The following is a 22,140-nucleotide window of genomic DNA, read 5'->3' as shown; positions in this document are numbered from 1 at the left end:
CCCGCTCACGCGCTGAGCGGGAACTCCTCCCCGAGCTCGCGGAAGACCGCCGTGTTCAGCGCGAAGGCGCGCTTGCACTCGTCGACCACCCGCTGCTTCTCCAGGTCGTCGACCGGCAGCGCGTCCAGCAGCTCGCGGTACTCGCGCTTGAAGGCGGCGGGGTTGCCTATGCCCTCGAAGACGTAGAAGCGCACTCCGTCGCCCTTGCGGGCGAAGCCCCAGGTCTTCTCGGCCGTGCCGCGGATGATCTGCCCGCCGGAGAGGTCGCCGAGGTAGCGGGTGTAGTGGTGCGCGACATAGCCGGCGGGCCACCGGCGGGCGCATTCGGTGACGCGGTCGGCGTACGCGGCGGTGGCCGGCAGCGGCTCCAGGCCGGTGCGCCACGAAGGGCCGCCGAGGTGCGCGAGGTCCCGTTCCAGTTCGGCCGTGCGGGCCAGCTCCGGCCGGATGAACGGCCCGGCGACCGGGTCCTCCGCGAGGGCCTCGGAGGCGCCCTCCAGCGCGCGGTAGACGAACCACAGCTGCTCGGTGTAGCGCCGGTAGGCCGTGACGCCGAGCCTGCCGCCGAGCATGTCGCCCATGAAGGACGAGTTCTCGGCCTCCGTGTGCTGTTCGTGCGACGCGGTGCGGATCAGTGTGGAGAACGGCACTGCCGTATCGGCGGGCACGGACGGGGTCGAGCTGGGCGCGGCCAAGGCGGACCTCCGGGGACCGATGGGGTGCGTACGGGATCAGATTGTGCTTAGTTAGGCTTACCTAAGTCAACCTGTTCCCGACGTCCTGTCGGTAAAACCTTACGCGTGCTGACCACCGTGGCGCAGGGGAAGCAGGAGAAGCCGGGGGAAGCGGGAGAAGCCGGGGGCGCGGGAGCCGGGCAGGAAAAAGCGGTACCGCGCGCCCTCGCGTCGGCGCGCGGTACCGCCTCGGCCGCCGCTGCCCCCTTGCGGCAGCATGCGGATCTCCCTTACGGCAGCGTGAGGATCTCCGTGCCGGTCTCCGTGACGACGAGGGTGTGCTCGAACTGGGCGGTGCGCTTGCGGTCCTTCGTGACCACCGTCCAGCCGTCCTCCCACATGTCGTACTCGTAGGTGCCCAGCGTCAGCATCGGCTCGATGGTGAACGTCATGCCGGGCTTGATGTCGGTGGTGTGATGCGGGCTGTCGTAGTGCGGGACGATCAGTCCGGAGTGGAAGGACGAGTTGATCCCGTGACCGGTGAAGTCGCGGACCACGCCGTAGCCGAACCGCTTGGCGTACGACTCGATGACCCGCCCGATGATGTTGATCTGGCGGCCCGGCTTCACCGCCTTGATCGCCCGGTTGAGGGCCTCGCGGGTCCGCTCGACCAGCAGCTTCGACTCCTCGTCCACGTCGCCGCACAGGTAGGTGGCGTTGTTGTCGCCGTGCACGCCGCCGATGTAGGCGGTCACGTCCAGGTTCACGATGTCGCCGTCCTGAAGGACGGTCGAGTCGGGGATGCCGTGGCAGATGACCTCGTTGACCGAGGAGCACAGGGACTTCGGGAAGCCGCGGTAGCCGAGGGTGGACGGGTACGCGCCGTGGTCGCACATGAACTCGTGGGCGACCCGGTCCAGTTCGTCGGTGGTCACGCCCGGCGCGATCAGCTTGGCGGCCTCCTCCATCGCCTGGGCGGCGATCCGCCCCGCGATGCGCATCCGCTCGATCGTTTCGGCGTCCTGCACCTCCGGGCCCGTGTACGGGGTGGGTGCGGACTTGCCCACGTACTCGGGGCGCGGGATCGAGGCGGGGACGGGGCGGGTGGGGGAAATCTTCCCCGGGACAAGAAGCGACTGGCCAGACATGCCAGCGAGTGTATCCGCGGCCCATCGGGCAGGATGGCGGCACATGAGTCGCACAGAGGAGGCCGTGATGGCGCTGTTCAAGGGGCGGGGAGCCGGCAAGCCCGGCGAGTGGTACTACTGCCTCAAGCACGGAACGGTCGAGGAGGGCCCCGAGTGCCGCGCCGCCGACCGCTTCGGCCCGTACGCGACACGCGAAGAGGCGGCCCACGCGATGGAGACCGCGCGCGAGCGCAACCAGGAGTGGGAGACGGACCCGCGGTGGCACGAGAAGGGCCGCGAAGGCTCCGCGTAGCCGCCGGAGGGCCGTCGCGGGAAGTCCGCGCCGGCCCTCGGGCTACGCTGCCGCCGTCGGCTCCGGCTGTGCGCGGGCCGCCCGCATGCGGACCGCGTGCTCGTTCGTCCGCGCGTCGTAGGCCAGCAGCTTCGGGAGGGCCAGCGCCAGCGCCGCCACCCCGGCGAAACAGAGCAGGCCGCCCGCCCAGACCGAGGTCCGTACCGAGGTGACGGCCGCCATGCCGCCGGAGCGGACCTGGCCGAGCTGGGGCCCGACCGAGTACGACAGGAGCTCGATGCCCGCGAGCCGGCCCCGCAGCTCGTCGGGGATGGTCTGGTTCCACATGGCGGAGCGGAAGATGCCGCTGACCATGTCGCACGCCCCGGCCGCGGCCAGGCACAGCAGCACGAGCCAGACGTTGGGCACCCAGCCCGCCGCGGTCATCGCCAGCCCCCAGGCCGCCGCGGCGAACAGCACCGCCCGCCCGTGCCGGTGCACCCGCGAGGTCCATCCGCTGGTGAGGCTGACCAGGCAGGACCCGACGGGCAGCGCCGCGTACATCAGCCCCAGCGACCACGGCGCGTCTAGGTCGTCCGCGAGGAACGGGAAGATCGCCATCGGGAAGGCGAAGAGCATCGCGGTGACGTCGATGGCGTACGTGCCGAGCAGTTCCTTGCGGTTCCAGGCGTAGCGCGCGCCCTCCCCTATGCCGCGCAGGGACGGTTTCTCCGCGTCGTGCGAGGCGGGCGAGGGGGCGAGGCGGACGCCGAGCGCCACGGAGACCGCGTACGTGACCGCGTCGATCGCGTACGCCCAGCGCAGCCCCGCGTAGGCGAGCAGGACACCGGCCAGCGCGGGCCCGGCGATGGCGCCGACCTGCCAGCGCAGGGCGTTGAGCGCGGAGGCCGCGGGCAGCTGGTCGTGCGGGACGATGCGCGGCACGATCGAGTCGAGGGCCGGGCGCTGGAGCCCGGTCAGCGCGCTGGCGGCGGCCACGATCACGTACAGCGGCCAGCTCAGCGGATCGGGCAGCAGCGTGTTGACCAGCAGGAGCACCGACAGCAGCCCGAGCGCCGCCTCGGTCCACACGATGAGCTTGCGGCGGTCCATGGAGTCCGCGAGCGCGCCGCCGTACAGACCGAAGACGATCAGCGGCACGATCTCCACCGCGCCCATCGCGCCGACCGCGAGCGTCGAGCCGGTCAGCTCCTTGAGCTGGAACGGCACCGCGACGAAGGTGAGGAACGAGCCGAACACGGTCACCGCCCCGGCGCACCACAGCCGGCGGAAGTCGGGCGAGGAGCGCCACGGCGTCAGGTCGGGCAGCAGCGCGGCGGCGCGGCGGGAGCGTGGTGGGGGGTGGTCTTTCTCGGTCACGACGGACCATCGTGCGGCGGCACCGGCCGGCGGGCAACGCATTTACGGCGGGGACGTGGTGAGGACACGGTGGGAACGCGGTGGGAACGCGGTCGCACCGGCCGGTCCGCCGGACGTGTGACGCGCCTTGACGGCCCGTGGGGGCCTCCCTATGGTCACGCTGACAGAGGACGTCCTACGTCCGGCCGTCGGGGAGGGCCCATGGCTCACGAGACTTCCCTACCGTTCCGCGCCGGGTCCGAGGGGTACGCGAGCTTCCGCATCCCGGCCGTGGTCACCAGCCGCCCCCCGGCCGGCGGCGGTCCGGGCATCCTGCTCGCCTTCGCCGAGGGCCGGGTGCACAGCGCCGCCGACCACGGCGACATCGACATCGTGCTGAAGCGCTCCGCCGACGGCGGCCGCACCTGGGGGCCGCTCCAGGTCGCCGCGCGCAACGGCACCGGGACGGCGGGCAACCCGGCCCCGGTCGTGCTGGACGGCGGCCGGGTCCTGCTGGTGCACGTGCGCAGCGCCGCCACCGCCACCGAGGACCGCATCCGCCGCGGCCTGGTGCCGGCGGCGGACGGGCGGCGCGTCTGGGTGCAGCGCAGCGACGACGAAGGCGTCACGTGGGGCCCGCCGTACGAGATCACGGCGCAGGCCAAGCGCTCCAACTGGCGCTGGTACGCCACCACCCCCGGCCATGCCCTGCAACTCCGGCACGGCCCGCACGCCGGTCGCCTGGTCGTCCCCGCCAACCACTCCATCGCCCCCACCGTCCCGGGCGACAACGGCACGGAGGGCCGCTACAACGGCGGCCATGTCCTGCTCAGCGACGACGACGGCGCGAACTGGCGCATCGGCTACACCGACAGCAACCCCAACGGCTACATCAACGCCAACGAGACCACCGCCGCCGAATTCCCGGACGGCACCCTCTACTTCAACACCCGCAACGACTCCCCGGCCCCCGGCAACCGCGCCGACGCGCACTCCGCACCCGTACACGGCGGCGAGCAGCTGGTCAGGCCCTTCCGGCCGCAGGCCGGGCTGGCCGGGCCCGTCGTCGAGGGCAGCGTGCTGCACCTGGACGAGCCCGGCGTCCTGCTCTTCTCCGGCCCCGCCGACCCGGACGCCCGCGCCCTGATGACCGTACGGGCCAGCCGGGACCGCGGCCTGACCTGGTACGACGCATACACCGTCGACGGGCTCCCGGCCGCCTACTCCGACCTCGTACGCGTCGACGCCGCGACCGTCGGGCTGCTCTACGAGACGGGCGACTTCAGCGCCTACTCGACGATCACCTTCCGCCGCATCCCCGTGGAGGAGCTGGCATGAGCACCGGTTCGTACGACAGTGCCCGTGCGCCCCGGATCCGGCGCCGGACCCTGCTCGGCGGGGCCGCCGCGGCCGCCGCCGGCCTCCCGCTCGCCGGCTGCGGCGACGGCGGTGACGGGGACGGCGCCGCCCCGAAGGAGCGCGAGAAGGGCCAGCGGATCCGGCTGTCGTTCTGGTCCTGGGTGCCGGGCATCGACAAGCCGGTGGACCTGTGGAACAGCGAGCACCCGGACGTGCGCGTCGAGGTGGAGAAGGTATCCGCGGTCGACGGCCGCCAGTACGCCAAGATGCACGCCGCCGTCAAAGCCGGGAACCCGCCGGATCTCGCCCAGATCGAGTTTCCCGTCGTCCCCGGCTTCCTTCTCGACAACGCCCTGATGGACCTGTCCGCGCTCGGCGCCGCCCGCTACAAGGACCGGTTCGTGGGCTGGCAGTGGCAGCAGTCGGTGTTCGGCAAGGGCGTCTACGCCGTTCCGCAGGCGTCCGGCCCGATGGGCTTCTTCCTGCGCCAGGACCTCTTCGACAAGTGGAGCATCCAGCTCCCGCAGACCTGGGACGAGTACGAGGAGGCCGCCAAGGCCGTCCGCCGGCAGGGCGCCTGGATCGAGACGTTCGCCCCCACGAACGGCAACCGCTTCGCCGGCCTGGCCTGGCAGGCGGGCGCCAGGTGGTACGCGGCGCGGGGCGACACCTGGACCGTGCACATCGACGACGGGCCCACCCGCAAGGTCGCCGACTACTGGGAGTCCCTGGTGCGGCGCAAGCTGGTCAAGACCATTCCGGACCGGCAGAACGCCTGGTACAAGGACATCCAGACCGGCGCCGTCCCCGCCTGGATCGGCGCGAGCTGGGGTGACGCGCTGCTCGCGGGAAACGCGCCCGGCACGGCGGGGAAGTGGCGCGTCGCGCCCCTGCCCCAGTGGCAGAAGGGCGCCGACGCCCATGCGAACTGGGGCGGTTCGACCACCGCCGTCTTCGCGAAGGCCGCCTACCCCAAGGACGCGCTGGACTTCGCCGTCTGGCTCAACTCCGACCCGCGCTCCATCGCGCTGCTGATCAAGGGCGGCTACGGGTTCCCGAGCGCCAAGAAGGGCTACGCCACCACCGACCTCGACGTGTACCGCGACTTCTTCGGCGGGCAGGAGTACAGCAAGGTCTTCGCGGACGCGGGCGCGCACGTGGACACGAGCTGGCAGTGGGGGCCGGGCGTGGACACCCTTTACCAGCGGCTCGGCGACGCCTTCACCGAAGTGCTCGACAGCGGCGGCACGTTCCGGTCGGTGCTCCGGACCGTACAGGCGCAGACCGTCTCCGACCTGCGGGGCAAGGGGCTGAAGGTGGAGAGCGGCGGGTGAGCGCGAGGGGAGAGCGGCGGGCGAGCGGACCGGGCCGGAGCCGGGCCGCCACCGAACACGTACGGCGCGCCCGCCGCCCCCGCCTCACCCGTTCGGAAGCCCGCAACGCCCGCGTCGCCACCGCCTTCGTCCTCCCCTTCCTCCTCCTCTTCCTCCTCTGCTTCCTCGCCCCGATCGTCTACGCCGTCCAGCAGAGCCTGCACCGCACCGAGCGCACCGGCCCCCTCGGCCTGGGCGGCCGGGAGCGCGAGGTCTTCGCGGGCCTCGCCAACTACGCGCACGCGCTCGCCGACGACCGCTTCCTGACCGGATTCGGCCGGGTCCTGCTCTTCGGTGTCGTGCAGATACCGCTGATGATCGCGCTGGCGACCGTACTCGCGCTCCTCCTGGAGAGCGCGAGCGCACGCGGCGTCACCTTCTTCCGCAGCGCCTTCTTCCTGCCGTACGGCGTCCCCGGCGTCATCGCGTCCATCCTGTGGGGATTCCTGTACGTACCGGGCATCAGCCCGCTGGTCGAAATCGCCGGATCGCTCGGCTGGGACGTGGACTTCCTGGCCCGCGACACCGTCCTGTGGTCCATCGCCAACATCGTCACCTGGCAGTTCACCGGCTACAACATGCTCGTACTGATCTCCCAGCTCAAGGCCGTACCGGAGGAGCTGTACGAGGCGGCGCGCATCGACGGCGCCAACGCCTGGCACATCGCCCGCCACATCAAGATCCCGCTGATCCGGCCCGCGCTCGTGCTGACCACCGTCTTCAGCATCATCGGCACGCTCCAGCTGTTCGCCGAGCCGATGGTGCTGCGGCCCCTCGCCGCCACCATCGACTCCGGCTTCACCCCCAACCTGCACGCCTACAGCGAGGCGTTCGTCAGCAACAACCAGCACGTCGCCGCGGCCGAGGCGGTGCTGCTGGCGCTGGTCGCCTGCGCACTGTCCTTCGGCTTCCTGCGGCTGGTCGGGCAGCGCGGCGACGGGAGCGACAGGTGAGCCGGATCACCGTGAGCGAGGCCACCGCGCGCCCCTCCGCCGGGGCCGCCACCCGCCCACCCCTCCGCTACCGCATCATCACCGCCTCCCTCCTCACCCTCGCCGCGACCTACTTCCTCGTCCCCGTCTACTGGCTCGTCGTCTCCGCCACCAAGAACAGCGCCGACCTCTTCGGCACCTTCGGCTTCTGGTTCGCCCACCCGCGCCCGTTCGCCTACTTGGGCGACGTACTCACCTACGACCACGGCATCTACCTCCGCTGGTTCGCCAACTCCCTCCTGTACGCGGGCGTGGGCGCGCTCGCCGCCACCCTGCTCTCCGCCGCGGCCGGCTACGCGCTCGCCAAGTTCCCGTTCCCCGGCCGGGAAGCCGTCTTCAACCTCGTCCTCGCCGGCGTCCTCATCCCCGGCACCGCCCTCGCCCTGCCCCTCTACTTCCTCTTCAGCTCCATGGGCCTGGCCAACACCTACTGGGCGGTGCTGCTCCCCAGCGTCGTGAGCCCCTTCGGGGTCTACCTCTGCCGGATCTACGCGGCGGCCGCCGTACCCGACTCGCTCCTGGAGGCGGCCCGCATCGACGGCGCGGGCGAGGCCCGCATCTTCGCCGGCCTGGGCCTGCGTCTGATGACCCCGGCCCTGGTCACCGTCTTCCTCTTCCAATTCGTCCACATCTGGAACAACTATTTCCTGCCGCTGGTCATGCTCTCCGACTCCGACCTGTACCCGATCCAGCTCGGCCTGACCTCCTGGACGGGCTACGCGGACCGGCAGCCGGAGCTGTACCAGTACACGGTCGGCGGCGCGTTCCTGTCCGTACTGCCGCTGATGGTGCTGATGACCGTCCTCCAGCGCTACTGGCGTACGGGGCTCACCGAGGGCAGCGTGAAGGCGTGACAGTATCGCTGTCATGACTACTCCTGACGATGCGCGGACCGGCGACGCACAGCCCGTGAATGTCGCGACCGAAGCCAAGAAGGCACTCAAGCGGGACCCTTGGGACCTGCCGGACGTGTCCGGCCTGGTCGTCGGCGTCCTCGGCGGCACCGGCGACCAGGGCCGCGGCCTGGCTTACCGGCTCGCCCGCTCGGGCCAGAAGGTGATCATCGGCTCGCGGGCCGCCGAGCGCGCGCAGGCCGCCGCCGGCGAACTCGGCCAGGGCGTCGAGGGCGCGGACAACGCCGAGTGCGCGCGGCGCAGCGACGTGGTGATCGTGGCCGTCCCGTGGGAAGGCCACGCCAAGACCCTCGAATCCCTCCGCGAGGAACTGGCGGGCAAGCTGGTCATCGACTGCGTCAACCCCCTCGGCTTCGACAAGAAGGGCGCCTACGCGCTCAAGCCGGAGGAGGGCAGCGCCGCCGAACAGGCCGCGGCCCTGCTCCCCGACTCCCGGGTCACCGCCGCCTTCCACCACCTCTCCGCCGTCCTCCTCCAGGACCCGGAGATCGAGGAAATCGACACCGACGTGATGGTCCTCGGCGAATCCCGCGCCGACACGGACCAGGTCCAGGCCCTGGCCGCCCGCATCCCCGGCATGCGCGGCATCTACGCGGGCCGCCTGCGCAACGCCCACCAGGTGGAATCCCTGGTGGCCAACATCATCTCCACCAACCGCCGCTACAAGGCCCACGCGGGCCTGCGGATCACGGACGTGTAGTCCGGCTCTTCCCGCATCCCTCTCCGCCACCGAAGGGAACGTGACGCCATGCAGTGGTTGATCGTCAAGGCCGGCAGCCGCAAGCGACGCCACGCGGGCCGGCGCGGGGCACGCCGTTATGTCACCGGAACCGGAGCGGACGGCGACTGACCCGCCCTTCTCCGGGGGCGGCCCCCGGGGCCGCCCCCGGCCCTGCGCCCCGAGGGGCATGGGGGACACTGGAGGAAAACCCCCATACCTCCCCTTCGCACAGGAGCCGACCCCATGCCCCGCCTCGCCGTCTTCGCCCTCGTCGTCTGCATCCTCGCCGTCGCCGCGGCCGTGGTCTCCTTCGCCGAGGGCAGCTGGCTCGGCATCGTATGGATCCTGATGGCGGGCATCTCCAGCAACATGGCGTGGTTCTACGTACGCAAGGCCAAGCTGGACCGCACCAAGCGCGAGGGGACGGCGCCGGCGGCCTGAGGCGCCGCCGACCGGGCCGGGGCCCGGTCAACCGCCCCCCGCTCACCGAGCGCTCTCCGCCTCTTGCAGCGCCGCCCGGTACTCAGCGGTCCAGTCGGCACGGTGCTGCTCGGCGGGGAGCCCGTCCAACCCGGAGCGGAGATGGTCCGCGGCGGTGCTGTACTCCGCCATTCCCAAGTGCGCCAGGCCGAGTGAGAGCCGCTGGAAGTCCGGCGTCAGCCAGTACGCCGTCCCGGGCGGCTGCTCGCGAGCGGCGTCGGCGAGTCTTCCCGCCTCGCCCAGGAGGCGTTTAGCCGTCTCGTGCTCTCCCAGCTGGGCGTATCCCTGAGCCGCCTGGGCCGCGTCGCCCATACGCTGAGCGGCATGGGCGCCCGGCGTACGGTACGCGGCGTCGAACCATCGCGCGACGGCTGTCGGACGTCCCTGGCGGCGCGCGATGTAGCCGCGGAAGTTGAGCGCCTGAGCCGCCAGTGTGCCCTCGCCCGCTTCGTCCGCCAGCTCCACCGCGTCGTACAGGTGCACCGACGCTTGCACGTAATTCCCCGCTGACGCGTGCAGCCACCCGGCGAACTGCACGTACTCCGCGACGACGCCGAGCAGCGCGTCCCGGTGAGGCCCCCGAGCGTCGCGCAGCAGCTGCTTCACGGTGAGAAGCTGCGCCTCCGTCGGATGGATCAGCGGCGCCGCCCCCACCGCGTCGTCCAGCCTTCGCTGCGCCGCCAGAACACCGGCCAGCGCGTCGACCGCCTGCCGGTCCAGCCTGGCCGGGCGCGCGATGGAGCGGCTGATGCGCCCGTGGTCGTCGGGGGTCAGGGACGCCGCGAGGCCCACGACGGAGCCCTCGGCGCCGAGCAGGCGGTCCAGCCGCTTGACGAGCTGGGGTGAGGGGGCTTGGCGACCGTTGAGCACTCGGTTCAAGTACGCCGGATCGTAAGTGAGTCGGCGCGCCGCCTCGCGGATGGATATGCCTCGGACCTTCAGAGCGCTGCGGACCTGTTCCCCGAACTGTGCGACCACGAGTCACCGCCAAGTCACCACGTCACCACTGTCCGTGTCCCACGATACGCCCGACGATGTCCCTGCGAACGAACACCGAGGAACGCTCGACCCGCCCGTGTATCTTCTGGATCCCTACGCGGACGGCTTCAACCCCGCTCCGGAGGCCGGGTGTCGTCGCTGTGCGGCGGAGGCCGCGCGTCGTGCCGAGGCGCGGCAAGCGGGGCTGGTCACCGTGGCCGTGGCCGCAAGCCACGAAATCTGCCGGCATCCGCGCCACCGGGAGGCAGGCATGGGCACAAAGGGCGGCAGCCACTCCGGCAAGCCGGACACCGCTGGTGGTGACGGTCACCGCGACAAGCCGCCGGGGCCGACGAAGCCGTTCGAACCGCCGAAGCCGAAGAAGTGAGGGCGGATGACTACGCAACGGCAGCTCGTCGAGACGCTGGAGAACATGGGCGCGGTGCCCGCGCCGTGGCGGCAGACCGTGGCTGCCGTGGACCGGGGCCTGTTCGTCCCTGCGGTGTTCGAAGGGCACGACTTCGCCGCCGCCCCGGAGAGCTGGCTGCGGGCCGTCTACGCGGACGCGCCCGTCGTGACGCAGGTCAACGACGGGCGGCCGTCGGCCGATGGGGCGTTCCGGCTGTTCACGTCGTCCTCGTCCATGCCGTCGATCATGCTCGACATGCTGGGACTGCTGGCCGTTGCCCCCGGCCACCGCGTGCTGGAGATCGGTACCGGGACGGGGTACAACGCCGCCTGGCTGTGCCACCGGATCGGGGAGAGTCACGTGACGACGGTGGAAGTGGACGAGGCGGTACGGTCCGTGGCGGTGGCGAATCTGAAACGCGCCGGTTTCCAGCCGACGGCGATTCTCGGTAATGGCCGTGACGGGTGGCGGGAGGGTGCGCCGTACGACCGGATCATTTGCACGTGCTCGGTGCGCGGCATTCCGTGGGCGTGGGTGGAGCAGTGCCCTGACGGGCGGATCGTGGCGCCTTGGGGGAGCAGTTTCTTCAACGGTTCTTTCGTGACGCTGACCGTCGCGGGCGGGACGGCGTACGGCTCGTTCTCCGGCGATCCGGATTTCATGTGGGACCGTACGCAGCGCGGCGGCGCCGGTCGTATCGCGGACGTCTACCGCGAGGGACAGGAGGGAACGCACGGCGTTACCGATATTCCGCCGCAGAACGTCATCCAGGATGATCCGGCGTTCTTCATCGGGCTGGGTGTCACCGACGCCTGGTACCGGTGGTGCACGGCGGACGACGGGAGCGAAGAGGCCACTTTGTGGTGCGTTTCCGACGACGGGAAATCGTGGGCCACTGTCGAGTACGTGCCGGATGCCCGGACGTACGCGGTGGAGCAGTACGGTCCGCGCGCGCTGTGGGACGAGGTGCGGGAGCAGTTCCTGCGGTGGCACGAGCTGGAGAAGCCGGAGCGGGACGGGTTCGGGCTGACGGTGGACGGTGACGGGGAGCGGGTCTGGCTGGGCGGCCCGCGCAACGTCGTGCGGGCCGCCCCGTAACGGGCGGGGCGGGGGTGAGCCGGCTCAGCGGAGTGCCGGCTCGCCCTGCCAGAACCTGAAGAGCTCCTGGCCCCAGTAGGTGTCCCAGTTGGTGATGCCGAGGACGCGCAGGATGGCGTCCACGGCGTTGAAGAAGACGTGGTTGAGCTCCGGGATCCACAGCAGGCCGAAGACGGCGATCAGGCCGAAGGGGGCGAAGGGCTCGACCTGGCGGCGGAGGTTGGGGGAGAGCCAGGGCTCGATGACGCCGTAGCCGTCCAGGCCGGGGACCGGGACGAAGTTCAAGATGGCGGCCGTGACCTGGAGGAGGGCCAGGAACGCCAGGGCGTAGCGGAACGGCTGCGGTACGCCGTCCATCGCGCCCAGCCAGAAGGGGGCCGAGACGACGGCCGCGAAGAGGATGTTGGTGAGCGGGCCGGCGGCCGAGACGAGGCTGTGCCGCCAGCGGCCGCGGATACGGCCGCGTTCGATGAACACCGCGCCGCCCGGCAGGCCGATCCCGCCCATGATGACGAAGAGCACCGGCAGCACGATGCTGAGCAGCGCGTGGGTGTACTTGAGGGGGTTGAGGGTGAGGTAGCCCTTGGCGCCGATGGAGATGTCGCCGCTGTGCAGGGCGGTACGGGCGTGGGCGTACTCGTGGAGGCACAGGGAGACGATCCAGCCGGAGACCACGAACAGGAAGACGGCGAAGCCGGTGCTCGCCGCGAGCCGTCCTGTCCAGACGGCCCACCCGGACACCGCCATGACGGCGACGAGCGCGAGGAAGACCGGACTGATGCGGCGGTCGGCGCGCTGTGCTGCTGTGGTCATTTTCTGGTGCTCCCGGTGGCTCTGTGGCAGGCAGCACCGACCGTATCCGCGGACCGGCCGGCCGTGCACGGAAAACGGCGGGCGGCGGGCGGGGAGTTCCGGGAGGCTGGGCCCATGACGGATTCGGGCACGGGGCGGACGGTAAGGATCTTCCACCGCAGCTGGGAGCTGGAGTGCTGCGGCAAGCCCTTCTCGGTCGGTGACGAGGTCGCCTGGCCGTTGGTCTTCGAGGACGTGCCGGCCGCCGACGCGGAGATCTGGGCCGACTGCCTGGACGGGCGGGGGAGGCTGCGGGTGGCCACGCTGCACGGTGGCGCGCCGGAGAAGGGGTCGGGGGCCCCTTGGGTCGCGGGGCGGGTCCGGTCCATACAGGTGGTGGTCGTGGGGTACCGGGCGGCCGAGCCGGTGCCCGGTGAGCGGTGGCTGCGCCCGGTCGAGGACTGCCCGAGGTGGTTCGCCGGCCGCGTCGAGGACGAAGCGGACGGTACGGGTCCGGGCGCCGGCCCGCGGGCGCAGGACGGCGGGGGCCGGTGCGCCTACCACCGTGCCGAGTGCGGCGTGATCGTCGAGGTGGACGTGGCGCGCGAGGAGCGCCGCGCGTGAAACCACCGTCCACAGAGGAGCGCCGCGCGTGAAACCACCGCCCGTAAAGGACAATGGGCCGGTGCGCTACGGAATCCTCGGCACCGCCCAGGCCCACCGGAGCGACGGTACGCCCGTCGTCCTCGGTGGCCCGCGCCTGCGCGCACTCCTCACGGCGCTCGCGCTGCGCCCCGGCCGGGCGCTCGCCGCCGGCCTGCTGATCGCCGACGTCTGGGGCCCGGAGCCGCCCGCCGACGCCACCGGCGCGTTGCAGGCTCTGATAGCGCGGCTGCGCCGGTCCGTGGGCCGGGACGCGATCGACTCCGTACACGGCGGGTACCGGCTGCGCGCCGCCCCCGCCGACGTGGATCTGTACCGTTTCGACCAGCTCGCCGCCGAGGGGGCGCAGGCGCTGGCGGACGCCGACGCGGTCAAGGCCGCCGTGCTGCTCGACGACGCCCTCGCGCTCTGGCGCGGCCCGGCGCTGGCCGACCTCCCGGAGGCGGCGGGCGAGGCGGCGCGTGCCGAGCGCGGCCACCTGGACGCCCGCCGTGCGCGGCTCGCGGCGGAGGTCGCCCTCGGCCGTGCCGGCCAGGCGCTGCCCGCGCTGGCGGCCCTGTGCGCCGACCATCCGCTGGACGAGCCGCTCCAGGCGCTGCGCTTGCGCGCCCTTCGGGCCGCGGGCCGTACGGCGGAGGCGCTCGACGCGTACGCCTCGGTACGAGCCGTGCTCGCCGACCGCCTGGGCGCCGATCCTGGGCCTGAACTGCGGGAGCTGCATGGGGAGTTGTTGCGGTCGGAGGGGGGTGCCGCGGATCGGTCGGCGGTGGCGGAAGTGGGCGTGAGGTCGTCGGTGGGGGGTGGTGGGCGGAGCGCGGGGGTGCCCCCCACGAGCGGTGCCGCGAATGGCGTCCGTAACGGGGCCGCCGCCCGGCCGGGCAATCTGCGGTCCCGGCCGACCTCCTTCGTGGGCCGGGAAGACGACCTGACCGCGATCCGCGCCGACCTGGCCGCGCACCGCCTGGTGACCCTGCTGGGCCCTGGCGGTGCCGGCAAGACGCGGCTCTCGCAGGAGAGTGCCGAGGCGGCGGCCGCTGCCGCGCCTGACGCCTGGGCACACGGCGTGTGGTTCGCCGAGCTGGCGCCCGTCGACGACCCGCAGACCGTGCCGGAAGCCGTGCTCACCGCCCTCGGAGCGCGCGAGACCGTCGTACGCGGCTCCACCGCAGAGGAACTGCGCGCCGCCACCGACCCGTCCGCGTACGACCCGATGGCCCAGCTCGCCGAGTTCTGCGCGAACCGGCGGATGCTCCTGGTCCTCGACAACTGCGAGCACGTGATCGGCGCCGCCGCCGAACTGGCGGACCGGCTGCTGGCCGAGTGCCCCGGCGTGACGGTGCTGGCCACCAGCCGGGAGCCGCTGGCCGTGCCGGGAGAGGCGCTGCGGCCGGTGGAACCGCTGCCCGACCCGGTCGCGCTGCGGCTGCTGGCCGACCGGGGGGCCGCCGCGCGGCCCGGGTTCCGTATCGAGGACGACCCGGTCGCCTGCGCCGAGATCTGCCGGCGGCTCGACGGGCTGCCGCTCGCCATCGAACTGGCCGCCGCCCGGCTGCGGTTGCTCGGCCCGCGCCAGCTGGCCGACCGGCTGGACGACCGGTTCCGGCTGCTGACCAGCGGGAGCCGCACCGTACTGCCCAGGCAGCAGACGCTGCGCGCGGTGGTGGACTGGTCCTGGGACCTGCTCGACGACGCCGAACGGGCCGTGCTGCGCCGGCTGTCGGTCTTTTCCGGCGGCTGCGACCTGGTCATCGCGGAGGAGGTCTGCGGGGACGGGGAGGCGGGCTGCCGGGCGCGGGTGGCGCCCCGCGACGTGGCCGTCCTGCTCGCTTCGCTGATCGACAAGTCGCTGGTGGTCGCGGCCCAGGACGGCGAAGGGCGGATGCGCTACCGGCTGCTGGAGACCGTCTCGGAGTACGCCGGCGAGCGCCTGGACGAGGCGGGGGAGCGGCCCGCGACCGAACGGCGTCACCTGGTCGCCTACCGCGAACTCGCCCGCAAAGCCGACCCGTTGCTGCGCGGTCCCGAGCAGCGCGCCTGGCTGGACCGCCTGGAACTGGAACACGACAACCTGCGGACCGCGCTGCGCCGGGCCGTCGCCGCCCACGACGAGCACGAGGCCCTGTGCCTGCTGCTCTCGCTCCAGTGGTTCTGGACGCTGCGCGACCACCGCGCCGACGCCCGCGCCTGGTCGGCGGCGGTGGCGGCCCTCGGCCCCGATCCGTTCGCGCTGCCCGTCGAACCGGCGCCCGTCCTGCACGCCCGGCCCATCGACGCGCCGCCGCCGATGGACCCCGAGCAGCTCAAGGAAGCGCGCCGCGGCATCCGGCTGGTCGGGCTGGCCAGCGTCGAGAGTGGCATCGAGGTGCTGCGCAAGCAGGACCGGCGGGACGAGCTGACCGGCATCCTGGCCGCCTACCGCAGCGGCATGCCGCAGACCTGCAAGCTGCCGGGCGTGATGTGGTTCTACGCGGTGCTGCTGACGGGCCGGTTCAACGACCTGGCGGAGATGACGGAGGACGCGGTAAGCGCCTGCCGCGAGTACGGCTACGAATGGGAGCTGGCCTTCGTCCTCCAACTGCGCGCCAAGATCTTCAACGACCGGCCGGGCGGCCTGGGCAAGGCCCGCAGGGACGCCGACGAGTCCCTGGAGATCTTCGTGCGGCTGGGGGACGCGTGGGGCGCGGCGGAGGCCATCGCGGGGCGCGGCGAGTCCCGCGAGGCGCGCGGCGAGTACGAGCTGGCCGCCGAGGACTACCGGGCGGCCATCCGCTACGCCGAGGACCTCGGGGCGCGCAGCCAGGTCCTGCTGCTCCAGACCCGGCTGGGCAGCGTGCTGGTCGAGGCCGACGACAAAGCGACCGGCGAGCGGATGCTGTACGAGGTGCTGGAGCTGGCCAAGGAGCAGAACAGCGGCCGCGACGCGGTGCCGTTCGCCCATCTGACGCTCGCGATGCACCTCACGTGCGCCGGCCGGCTCCGGGAAGCGCGCGGTCACCTGGAAGAGGCGCGCAAGGCGTTCGGCCAGCGCGGACCGGAACTGTTCAAGGGCGTGCTGACGATGTCCCTGATCGCCCTGGACATCGAGGAAGGCAGGTTCGCCCCCGACATGCTGCCCCGGGCCCGGTCGGCCATGGCGCTGTTCCAGGACGAACTGACGCAGATCGTCGCGCCCGACCTGCCGGTGGTCCAGCTCCTGACCGGGGCGCGGGCGCTGCTGGGCGTGCGGGGCGCGGCGGCCGGCGGCACGGACGCGGCGCGGCTGATCGGCGCGTACGACGCGCTCCGCTCCGGCTCGCACCGGCCGCAGCGGATCATCCGCAAGAACCGGGCGGCGGCCGAGGCGGAGACGCGCGCGGCGCTGGGCGACGACGCCGCCTACGAACGGGCGCACGCCGAGGGCGGCGGCCTCTCTCTCGAAGAAGCCACCGCCCTCATCTGACGCGCGCCGGGCGAAGGTGACGCGTCAGGTCTTCTTGCGGAACTTGTTCACGGCCAGCGGCGCGAACACCAGGGTGATGCCGGCGGTCCAGGCCAGGGTGATCAGCACCGGGTGGGCGACCGCGCCGTGCCCGTTCATCAGGGCGCGGGCCGCGTCCGCCAGGTTCGACAGCGGGTTGATCTTGGTGAACGCCTCCATCCAGCCCGGCATCGTCGTGGGCGGGGCGAATATGGAGGAGCCGAACTGCAGCGGCATCAGCACCATGAAGCCGACGCCCTGCACCGCCTGCGGGGTCTTCATGGTCAGCCCCAGCAGCATGAAGATCCAGGTCAGCGAGGAGCCGAAGAGCAGCGCCAGGGCGACGGCCGCCAGCAGCTGGAGCGGGCCGGTCTCCAGGTCGAAGCCGATCAGGAAGGCCAGCGCCAGCAGGATGACGGTGGAGACCAGCATCCGCCCGGACTCCACGAGCATCTTCGCCGTCAGCACCGAGGAACGGGCGATCGGCATCGTGCGGAAGCGGTCCATCACCCCCTTGTTGAAGTCGTCGTTGACGCCGGAGCCGACCGACATGGCGATGTTCAGACCGCCCATGGCCAGCAGGCCGGGAATGATGTAGTTGATGTACGCGGAGCGGTCACCGCCCAGGCTGCCGCCCATCGCGCCGCCGAAGACGTACACGAACAGCAGCGTGAAGACGATGGGCATCAGCAGGGCGTCGAACATCGACTCCGGGTCGTTCTTGATCTGCATCGCGTTGCGGCGCACCAGGGCGCTCGTGTGACGCAGATGGGCCCGGAGCCCGAGCCGGCCCTCGTCGGCACCCGGCCGCTGCGGCTTGCCCGGCGCCGTCACCGTCGCGGCACTCATGCCGGAACCTCCTCGAACTGCTTGTCCTGTACGCCCTGCGGGTCCCGCGGACCGTCCTGCGGGCCGCCGTCGGCCTCCGAGCTCTTCTGACCGGTGATGGCCAGGAACACCTCGTCGAGGCTGGGCAGATGGGTGTTGATGCCGGAGATCACGAAGCCCCGCTCGCCGAGCATGCCGACCACGGCGGAGAGCTGCTCGTCGCTGACGATCGGCACGTTCACCACGCCGTCCTCGTGGTCGGCGGTGGCGCCCGCGACGCCGTCCAGGCCGGCCTGCGCGATGGCGCCGACCATCCGGTCCAGCTCGGCGGCCAGCGCCGGGCGGATCTGCAGCGTACGGCCGCCGACCTTGGTCTTCAGCTCGTCGACCTTGCCCTCGGCGATCACCCGGCCGCGGTCGATGACCGTCAGCTCGTGCGCGAGCTGCTCGGCCTCTTCCATGTACTGGGTGGTCAGCAGGACCGTCGCGCCCTCCCGCACCATGCCGCGGACCTCGTCCCACACCTCGTTGCGGGTGCGGGGGTCCAGGCCCGTCGTCGGCTCGTCCAGGTACAGCACCGCGGGCCGGCCGATCATCGAGGCGGCCAGGTCCAGGCGGCGGCGCATACCGCCGGAGTACTTGGCGGCGGGCCGCCCGGCGGCCTCGGTCAGGGAGAACCGCTCCAGCAGCTCGTCCGCCCGCGCGCGGGCGTCCTTGCGGGAGAGGTCGAGCAGCCGCCCGATCATGTACAGGTTCTCCCGGCCGGAGAGCTTCTCGTCGACCGAGGCGTACTGGCCGGTGAGCCCGATCGTGCGGCGCAGCGCGCGGGGCTGGCGCACCACGTCGTACCCCGCCACCGTCGCCGTGCCGGCGTCCGGCACCAGCAGGGTGGACAGGCAGCGCACCAGCGTCGTCTTTCCCGCACCGTTCGGCCCCAGCACGCCGAGGACGGTGCCTTCCCGTACGTCGAGATCCACCCCGTCCACGGCCTTCACATCACCGAAGTGCTTGACCAGCCCCCGCACTTCGACGGCGTTCCCCGCGCCGTTGGATATCGTCTTTCGCGTCATGCCACCAAGGTGGCAGACCCCACTGACAAACGACCGACATCCGGCCGACAGCGGGCCGGCGGACGCCCCCGCCGCCGTGGCGGCGGGGGCCCCGCGTCAGCGGAAGGAGTGCTCCCGGGCCGGGAACGCGCCGCCGACGACCTCCTCGGCGAAGTCCTTGGCCGCGTCGCCCAGGGTCGCGCGGAGGTTCGCGTACTGCTTGACGAAGCGCGGTACGTGGCCGCTGGTCAGGCCCGCCATGTCGGTCCACACCAGGACCTGCGCGTCGCAGCCGGCGCCCGCGCCGATGCCGACCGTCGGGACGTGCAGCGAGCGGGTGACCTCCGCGGCCAGCTCGGCCGGTACGGCTTCCAGGACGACGGAGAAGGCCCCCGCGTCCTGGACGGCCTTGGCGTCGCGCAGGAGCTGCTGGGCCGCCTCCTCGCCGCGGCCCTGCACCGGGTAGCCCCCGTACGCGTTGACGGACTGCGGCGTCAGCCCGACGTGCGCCATGACGGGGATGCCCGCGGAGACCAGCAGCTCGATCTGGTGGGCGGAGCGCTCGCCGCCCTCCAGCTTGACCGCGCCGACGCCGGCGTCCTTGACCAGGCGGGTGGCGTTGCGCAGGGCCTGGACGGGGCCCTCCTGGTAGGCGCCGAAGGGCAGGTCGGCGACGATCAGGGAGCGCTTGGTGCCGCGGACGACGGCCGCGGACAGGATCGTGATCTCGTCCATCGTGACGGGCACGGTGGTCTCGTAGCCGAGGTGGCAGTTGCCCATCGAGTCGCCGACCAGCAGGACGGGGATGCCGGTCTCGTCGAAGACGGAGGCGGTCATCGCGTCGTAGGCGGTGAGCATCGGCCACTTCTCGCCGCGCTCCTTGGCGGCGGCGATGTCGCGTACGGTGATGCGCCGCGAACTCTTGCCCCCGTACAGCGACTTGCTGCTGTCGGATGCGGGCTTCCCGGTGGTCCCGGCGGGCGCCGCGGTCCCCTCGGCGGCCGGGTTCGTGGCAGGCGAAAGCTGCGTCATGGTGACGGCTCCTGTTCGTCATCTCGAAGCGCCCTGACGGCGTCTCCGGACTCCCTTCCATGCTGGCACGCCCGGCGGCCGGAGGGAAAGGGGCGCCGGCGGGGGGAGGCCGCCCGTCCGGCGGCCGTATGCGATACGGAACGGGCCCGTATCGTTAAAGGAGTACGCTCGCTGTCATGGCCAGTGCTTCCGACGCTTCCGAACCCTCCGGCATATCCGGCGCCTCCCGGCACGTACCCGAGCACGTCCACCGCCGCCGCTGGGCGATCCTGTCCGTCCTCATGCTCAGCCTGCTGATCGTGGTGCTGGACAACTCGATCCTGAACGTGGCGATGAAGACGATCGCCACCCCGGCCCCCGCCGGCCTCGGCGCCACGCAGAGCCAGCTGGAGTGGGCGATCAACTCCTACACGCTCGTCTTCGCGGGGCTGCTGTTCACCTCCGGGCTGCTCGGCGACCGGCTGGGCCGCAAGAAGGTGCTGCTCTTCGGCCTGGTGGTGTTCGGCATCGGCTCGGTGCTGGCGGCCGTCTCCGGGTCGCCGGGGCAGCTCATCGCCTTCCGCGCGGTGATGGGGCTGGGCGGCGCCTTCGTGATGCCCGCCACCCTCGCCGTCCTGATGAACGTCTTCGAGCGGGACGAGCAGCCGAAGGCGATCGGGATCTGGGCGGGCGGCGTGGGCCTGGCCATCGCGATCGGCCCGATCGCGGGCGGTCTGCTGCTGGACCACTTCTGGTGGGGTTCGGTCTTCCTCGTCAATGTTCCGATCGTGCTCGTCGCGCTGGTCGCGATACTCCTCCTGGTGCCCGACTCCAGGGACCCGCGGCCGGGGAAGCTGGACCCGGTCGGCGTGCTGCTCTCCGTCGTCGGCCTGGTGCTGCTGGTGTACGGGATCATCAAGGGCGGCCAGCTCGCCGACTTCACCGACCCGCAGGTGCTCGGCACGGTCCTGGGCGGCGTGCTCGTCCTGGTCGGTTTCGTGCTGTACGAGAAGCGCATCGATCACCCGTCGATCGATGTCAGTCTCTTCCGCAAGCCGGCCTTCTCCGCCGCCGTCGGCGCCATCGCGCTGGTCTTCTTCGCGCTGATGGGCGTCACGTTCTTCGTCGTCTTCTACATCCAGAGCGTGCGCGGCTTCACGCCGCTCCAGGCGGGGCTGCTGATCCTGCCGCTGGCCGCCGCCCAGATGATCTTCGCGCCGCGGGCCCGGCTCGTCGTCGACCGCTTCGGCTCGCGCGCCGTCTGCACGGTCGGCATGCTGCTGGTCGCCGTCACCATGGCCGGCTTCCTGCTCCTGGACACCGGCACCCCGATCTGGGTGCTGGAGGTGCTCTTCTTCATCCAGGGCACCGGCATGGCGCACATCATGCCGCCGGTCACCGTCTCGGTCATGCAGTCGCTGCCGCGCGAGAAGGCGGGTTCCGGGTCGGCGCTGAACAACACGTTCCGGCAGGTCGGCGGCACGCTCGGGGTCGCCGTACTGGGCTCGCTGCTGTCCACCGTCTACCGCGACGGCATCGAGGGCGCGCTGAACTCCGTACCCGGCCTGCCGGACGGGGCCCGGCACGCGGCGGGCGAGTCCATCGAGGCGACGCTCGGCCTGGCCCGGCAGCTGGGCCCCGCGGGCAAGGCGCTGGCCGACGAGGCGAACGGCGCGTTCGTCCACGCCATGCACGTCACCGCGCTCGGCTCGGCCGGTGTGGCGGTGCTCGGCGCCGTGGTGGTCGCGGCCTTCCTGCCGGGCAGGATGGGGGCCGGTGCGCACGGCGCGGACCGTGCGGACCGGGATGAGGCGAAGGTACGGACATGAACGGCAGCCGGACGGCGGGCACGACCGGGGAGGCGGCGGGCACCCGGGCCGCGGGGGAGGGGGCCGACCCCCGCCGGGGCCGTCCCCGCAACGCCGCGGCGGACACCGCGATCATCGAGGCGGTGCTGCACCTGATCGAGGACGGCGTCTCCATCGGCGAGCTGTCGATGGAGCGCATCGCCCGCCAGGCGGGCGTCGGCAAGGCCACCGTCTACCGGCGCTGGCCGGGCAAGAGCGAGCTGATGCTCGACGTGATGCGCTCGCTGGACACCGACATCCCGCCGCCGGCCGGCGAGTCGGTACGCGACGACCTGGTCGGCATCATCGAGTTCCTGCGCATCCGCGGCCTGGCCAAGCGCAACTCGGCGCTGCTGCGCACCGTCGTCACCCACGTCAAGGCGCAGCCGGCGCTGTGGCGGGAGTACCACGAGACGGTCGTCCAGGCGCGCCGCGAGGTGCTGCTCTCCGTACTGCGCCGCGGCATGGAGCGCGGGGAGATCCGTACCGACCGGGACACCGACCTGCTCGCCGACCTCTTCGTCGGCCCGGTGCTGTCCCGGGCCCTGCTGCACGAGTGGGCGGACCTGCCGGAGGGGCTCGCCGAGGAGATCGTCGACACGGTGCTGGACGGCGTACGGCCCCGGACGTAGACGTCGCGGCGTCCCCGGCGTACCCGCCCCGAAGCGACAACCGTGCGCAAAAGACGACACCAGCTGACCGCTCGATGACGGGACT

General features: G+C 72.1%; 21 protein-coding genes. 13 read left to right on the top strand and 8 right to left on the bottom strand.

Annotated elements, in window-relative coordinates; all coding sequences use genetic code 11:
- Window positions 1–5: 5 nt before the first annotated feature.
- Entirely contained in the window at window positions 6–695 is a 690-nt protein-coding gene (locus ACH4K4_RS19405; protein ID WP_398168643.1) for a heme oxygenase (biliverdin-producing), read from the bottom strand.
- Between the two features lie 269 nt (window positions 696–964).
- On the bottom strand, window positions 965–1,822 hold the full coding sequence (map, locus tag ACH4K4_RS19400; protein WP_398168641.1) for a type I methionyl aminopeptidase: 858 nt from the start codon (window positions 1,820–1,822) through the stop codon (window positions 965–967).
- A 67-nt stretch (window positions 1,823–1,889) separates the two neighbouring features.
- Between map and ACH4K4_RS19395 the strand changes: the two genes are divergently transcribed.
- Entirely contained in the window at window positions 1,890–2,114 is a 225-nt protein-coding gene (locus ACH4K4_RS19395) for a hypothetical protein (protein ID WP_398168720.1), read from the top strand.
- Between the two features lie 42 nt (window positions 2,115–2,156).
- Here ACH4K4_RS19395 and ACH4K4_RS19390 read toward each other — a convergent pair whose 3' ends face one another.
- On the bottom strand, window positions 2,157–3,515 hold the full coding sequence (locus ACH4K4_RS19390; protein WP_398168640.1) for an MFS transporter: 1,359 nt from the start codon (window positions 3,513–3,515) through the stop codon (window positions 2,157–2,159).
- A gap of 159 nt (window positions 3,516–3,674) precedes the next feature.
- Here ACH4K4_RS19390 and ACH4K4_RS19385 point away from each other — a divergent pair, with 159 nt between their 5' ends.
- The 6 genes from ACH4K4_RS19385 to ACH4K4_RS19360 all read left to right on the top strand — a co-directional run bounded on the left by ACH4K4_RS19385 (window position 3,675) and on the right by ACH4K4_RS19360 (window position 9,252).
- Window positions 3,675–4,790, top strand: coding sequence for an exo-alpha-sialidase (locus tag ACH4K4_RS19385; protein WP_398168639.1), 1,116 nt, complete (start codon window positions 3,675–3,677; stop codon window positions 4,788–4,790).
- Entirely contained in the window at window positions 4,787–6,145 is a 1,359-nt protein-coding gene (locus tag ACH4K4_RS19380; protein ID WP_398168637.1) for an ABC transporter substrate-binding protein, read from the top strand. Before ACH4K4_RS19385 ends, ACH4K4_RS19380 begins: the two co-directional genes overlap by 4 nt.
- Complete coding sequence (locus ACH4K4_RS19375; RefSeq protein WP_398168636.1) at window positions 6,142–7,137, top strand: carbohydrate ABC transporter permease; 996 nt, start codon at window positions 6,142–6,144, stop codon at window positions 7,135–7,137. The genes ACH4K4_RS19380 and ACH4K4_RS19375 overlap by 4 nt, the downstream gene beginning before the upstream one ends.
- Window positions 7,134–8,030: a carbohydrate ABC transporter permease gene (locus ACH4K4_RS19370; protein WP_398168635.1), complete on the top strand. Its 897-nt coding sequence runs from the start codon at window positions 7,134–7,136 to the stop codon at window positions 8,028–8,030. Before ACH4K4_RS19375 ends, ACH4K4_RS19370 begins: the two co-directional genes overlap by 4 nt.
- A gap of 13 nt (window positions 8,031–8,043) precedes the next feature.
- Window positions 8,044–8,790 (top strand): NADPH-dependent F420 reductase, encoded by a 747-nt coding sequence (npdG, locus tag ACH4K4_RS19365; RefSeq protein WP_398168633.1) that lies wholly within the window; start codon window positions 8,044–8,046, stop codon window positions 8,788–8,790.
- A 264-nt stretch (window positions 8,791–9,054) separates the two neighbouring features.
- Window positions 9,055–9,252 carry a hypothetical protein gene (locus ACH4K4_RS19360; protein WP_398168632.1) on the top strand — a complete coding sequence of 66 codons (198 nt, stop codon included), beginning with the start codon at window positions 9,055–9,057 and terminating at the stop codon, window positions 9,250–9,252.
- A gap of 42 nt (window positions 9,253–9,294) precedes the next feature.
- Here ACH4K4_RS19360 and ACH4K4_RS19355 read toward each other — a convergent pair whose 3' ends face one another.
- A complete protein-coding gene (locus ACH4K4_RS19355) occupies window positions 9,295–10,269 on the bottom strand; it encodes a multiprotein-bridging factor 1 family protein (RefSeq protein WP_398168631.1) in 975 nt (324 codons plus the stop codon).
- 34 nt (window positions 10,270–10,303) lie between these two features.
- On the opposite strand from ACH4K4_RS19355, the gene ACH4K4_RS19350 reads away from it, so the two are divergent.
- On the top strand, window positions 10,304–10,657 hold the full coding sequence (locus ACH4K4_RS19350) for a hypothetical protein (RefSeq protein ID WP_398168630.1): 354 nt from the start codon (window positions 10,304–10,306) through the stop codon (window positions 10,655–10,657).
- A 6-nt stretch (window positions 10,658–10,663) separates the two neighbouring features.
- On the top strand, window positions 10,664–11,776 hold the full coding sequence (locus ACH4K4_RS19345) for a methyltransferase domain-containing protein (protein ID WP_398168628.1): 1,113 nt from the start codon (window positions 10,664–10,666) through the stop codon (window positions 11,774–11,776).
- 24 nt (window positions 11,777–11,800) lie between these two features.
- Here ACH4K4_RS19345 and ACH4K4_RS19340 read toward each other — a convergent pair whose 3' ends face one another.
- Window positions 11,801–12,589: a site-2 protease family protein gene (locus tag ACH4K4_RS19340; protein ID WP_398168627.1), complete on the bottom strand. Its 789-nt coding sequence runs from the start codon at window positions 12,587–12,589 to the stop codon at window positions 11,801–11,803.
- Between the two features lie 114 nt (window positions 12,590–12,703).
- Between ACH4K4_RS19340 and ACH4K4_RS19335 the strand changes: the two genes are divergently transcribed.
- Window positions 12,704–13,192, top strand: coding sequence for a DUF6578 domain-containing protein (locus ACH4K4_RS19335; RefSeq protein ID WP_398168626.1), 489 nt, complete (start codon window positions 12,704–12,706; stop codon window positions 13,190–13,192).
- A gap of 61 nt (window positions 13,193–13,253) precedes the next feature.
- Window positions 13,254–16,670 (top strand): AfsR/SARP family transcriptional regulator, encoded by a 3,417-nt coding sequence (locus ACH4K4_RS19330; protein ID WP_398168625.1) that lies wholly within the window; start codon window positions 13,254–13,256, stop codon window positions 16,668–16,670.
- 24 nt (window positions 16,671–16,694) lie between these two features.
- Here the strand turns inward: ACH4K4_RS19330 and ACH4K4_RS19325 are convergent, their stop codons facing one another.
- The 3 genes from ACH4K4_RS19325 to panB form a co-directional block, all read right to left on the bottom strand.
- Complete coding sequence (locus ACH4K4_RS19325; protein ID WP_398168624.1) at window positions 16,695–17,537, bottom strand: ABC transporter permease; 843 nt, start codon at window positions 17,535–17,537, stop codon at window positions 16,695–16,697.
- Window positions 17,534–18,586 carry an ATP-binding cassette domain-containing protein gene (locus tag ACH4K4_RS19320; protein WP_398168623.1) on the bottom strand — a complete coding sequence of 351 codons (1,053 nt, stop codon included), beginning with the start codon at window positions 18,584–18,586 and terminating at the stop codon, window positions 17,534–17,536. Before ACH4K4_RS19320 ends, ACH4K4_RS19325 begins: the two co-directional genes overlap by 4 nt.
- A 96-nt stretch (window positions 18,587–18,682) precedes the next feature.
- On the bottom strand, window positions 18,683–19,597 hold the full coding sequence (panB, locus tag ACH4K4_RS19315) for a 3-methyl-2-oxobutanoate hydroxymethyltransferase (protein WP_398168621.1): 915 nt from the start codon (window positions 19,595–19,597) through the stop codon (window positions 18,683–18,685).
- A 176-nt stretch (window positions 19,598–19,773) separates the two neighbouring features.
- Here panB and ACH4K4_RS19310 point away from each other — a divergent pair, with 176 nt between their 5' ends.
- The gene (locus tag ACH4K4_RS19310) at window positions 19,774–21,405 is read left to right on the top strand and encodes an MFS transporter (protein ID WP_398168620.1); all 1,632 of its coding nucleotides are present in this window, start codon (window positions 19,774–19,776) and stop codon (window positions 21,403–21,405) included.
- On the top strand, window positions 21,402–22,055 hold the full coding sequence (locus ACH4K4_RS19305) for a TetR/AcrR family transcriptional regulator (RefSeq protein WP_398168618.1): 654 nt from the start codon (window positions 21,402–21,404) through the stop codon (window positions 22,053–22,055). Before ACH4K4_RS19310 ends, ACH4K4_RS19305 begins: the two co-directional genes overlap by 4 nt.
- The last annotated feature ends 85 nt before the right edge of the window (window positions 22,056–22,140 follow it).

It is taken from the genome of Streptomyces sp. NPDC017529, from assembly GCF_044329785.1.
Lineage (GTDB): Bacteria > Actinomycetota > Actinomycetes > Streptomycetales > Streptomycetaceae > Streptomyces.
This window is presented reverse-complemented; position numbering and strand designations above follow the sequence as displayed.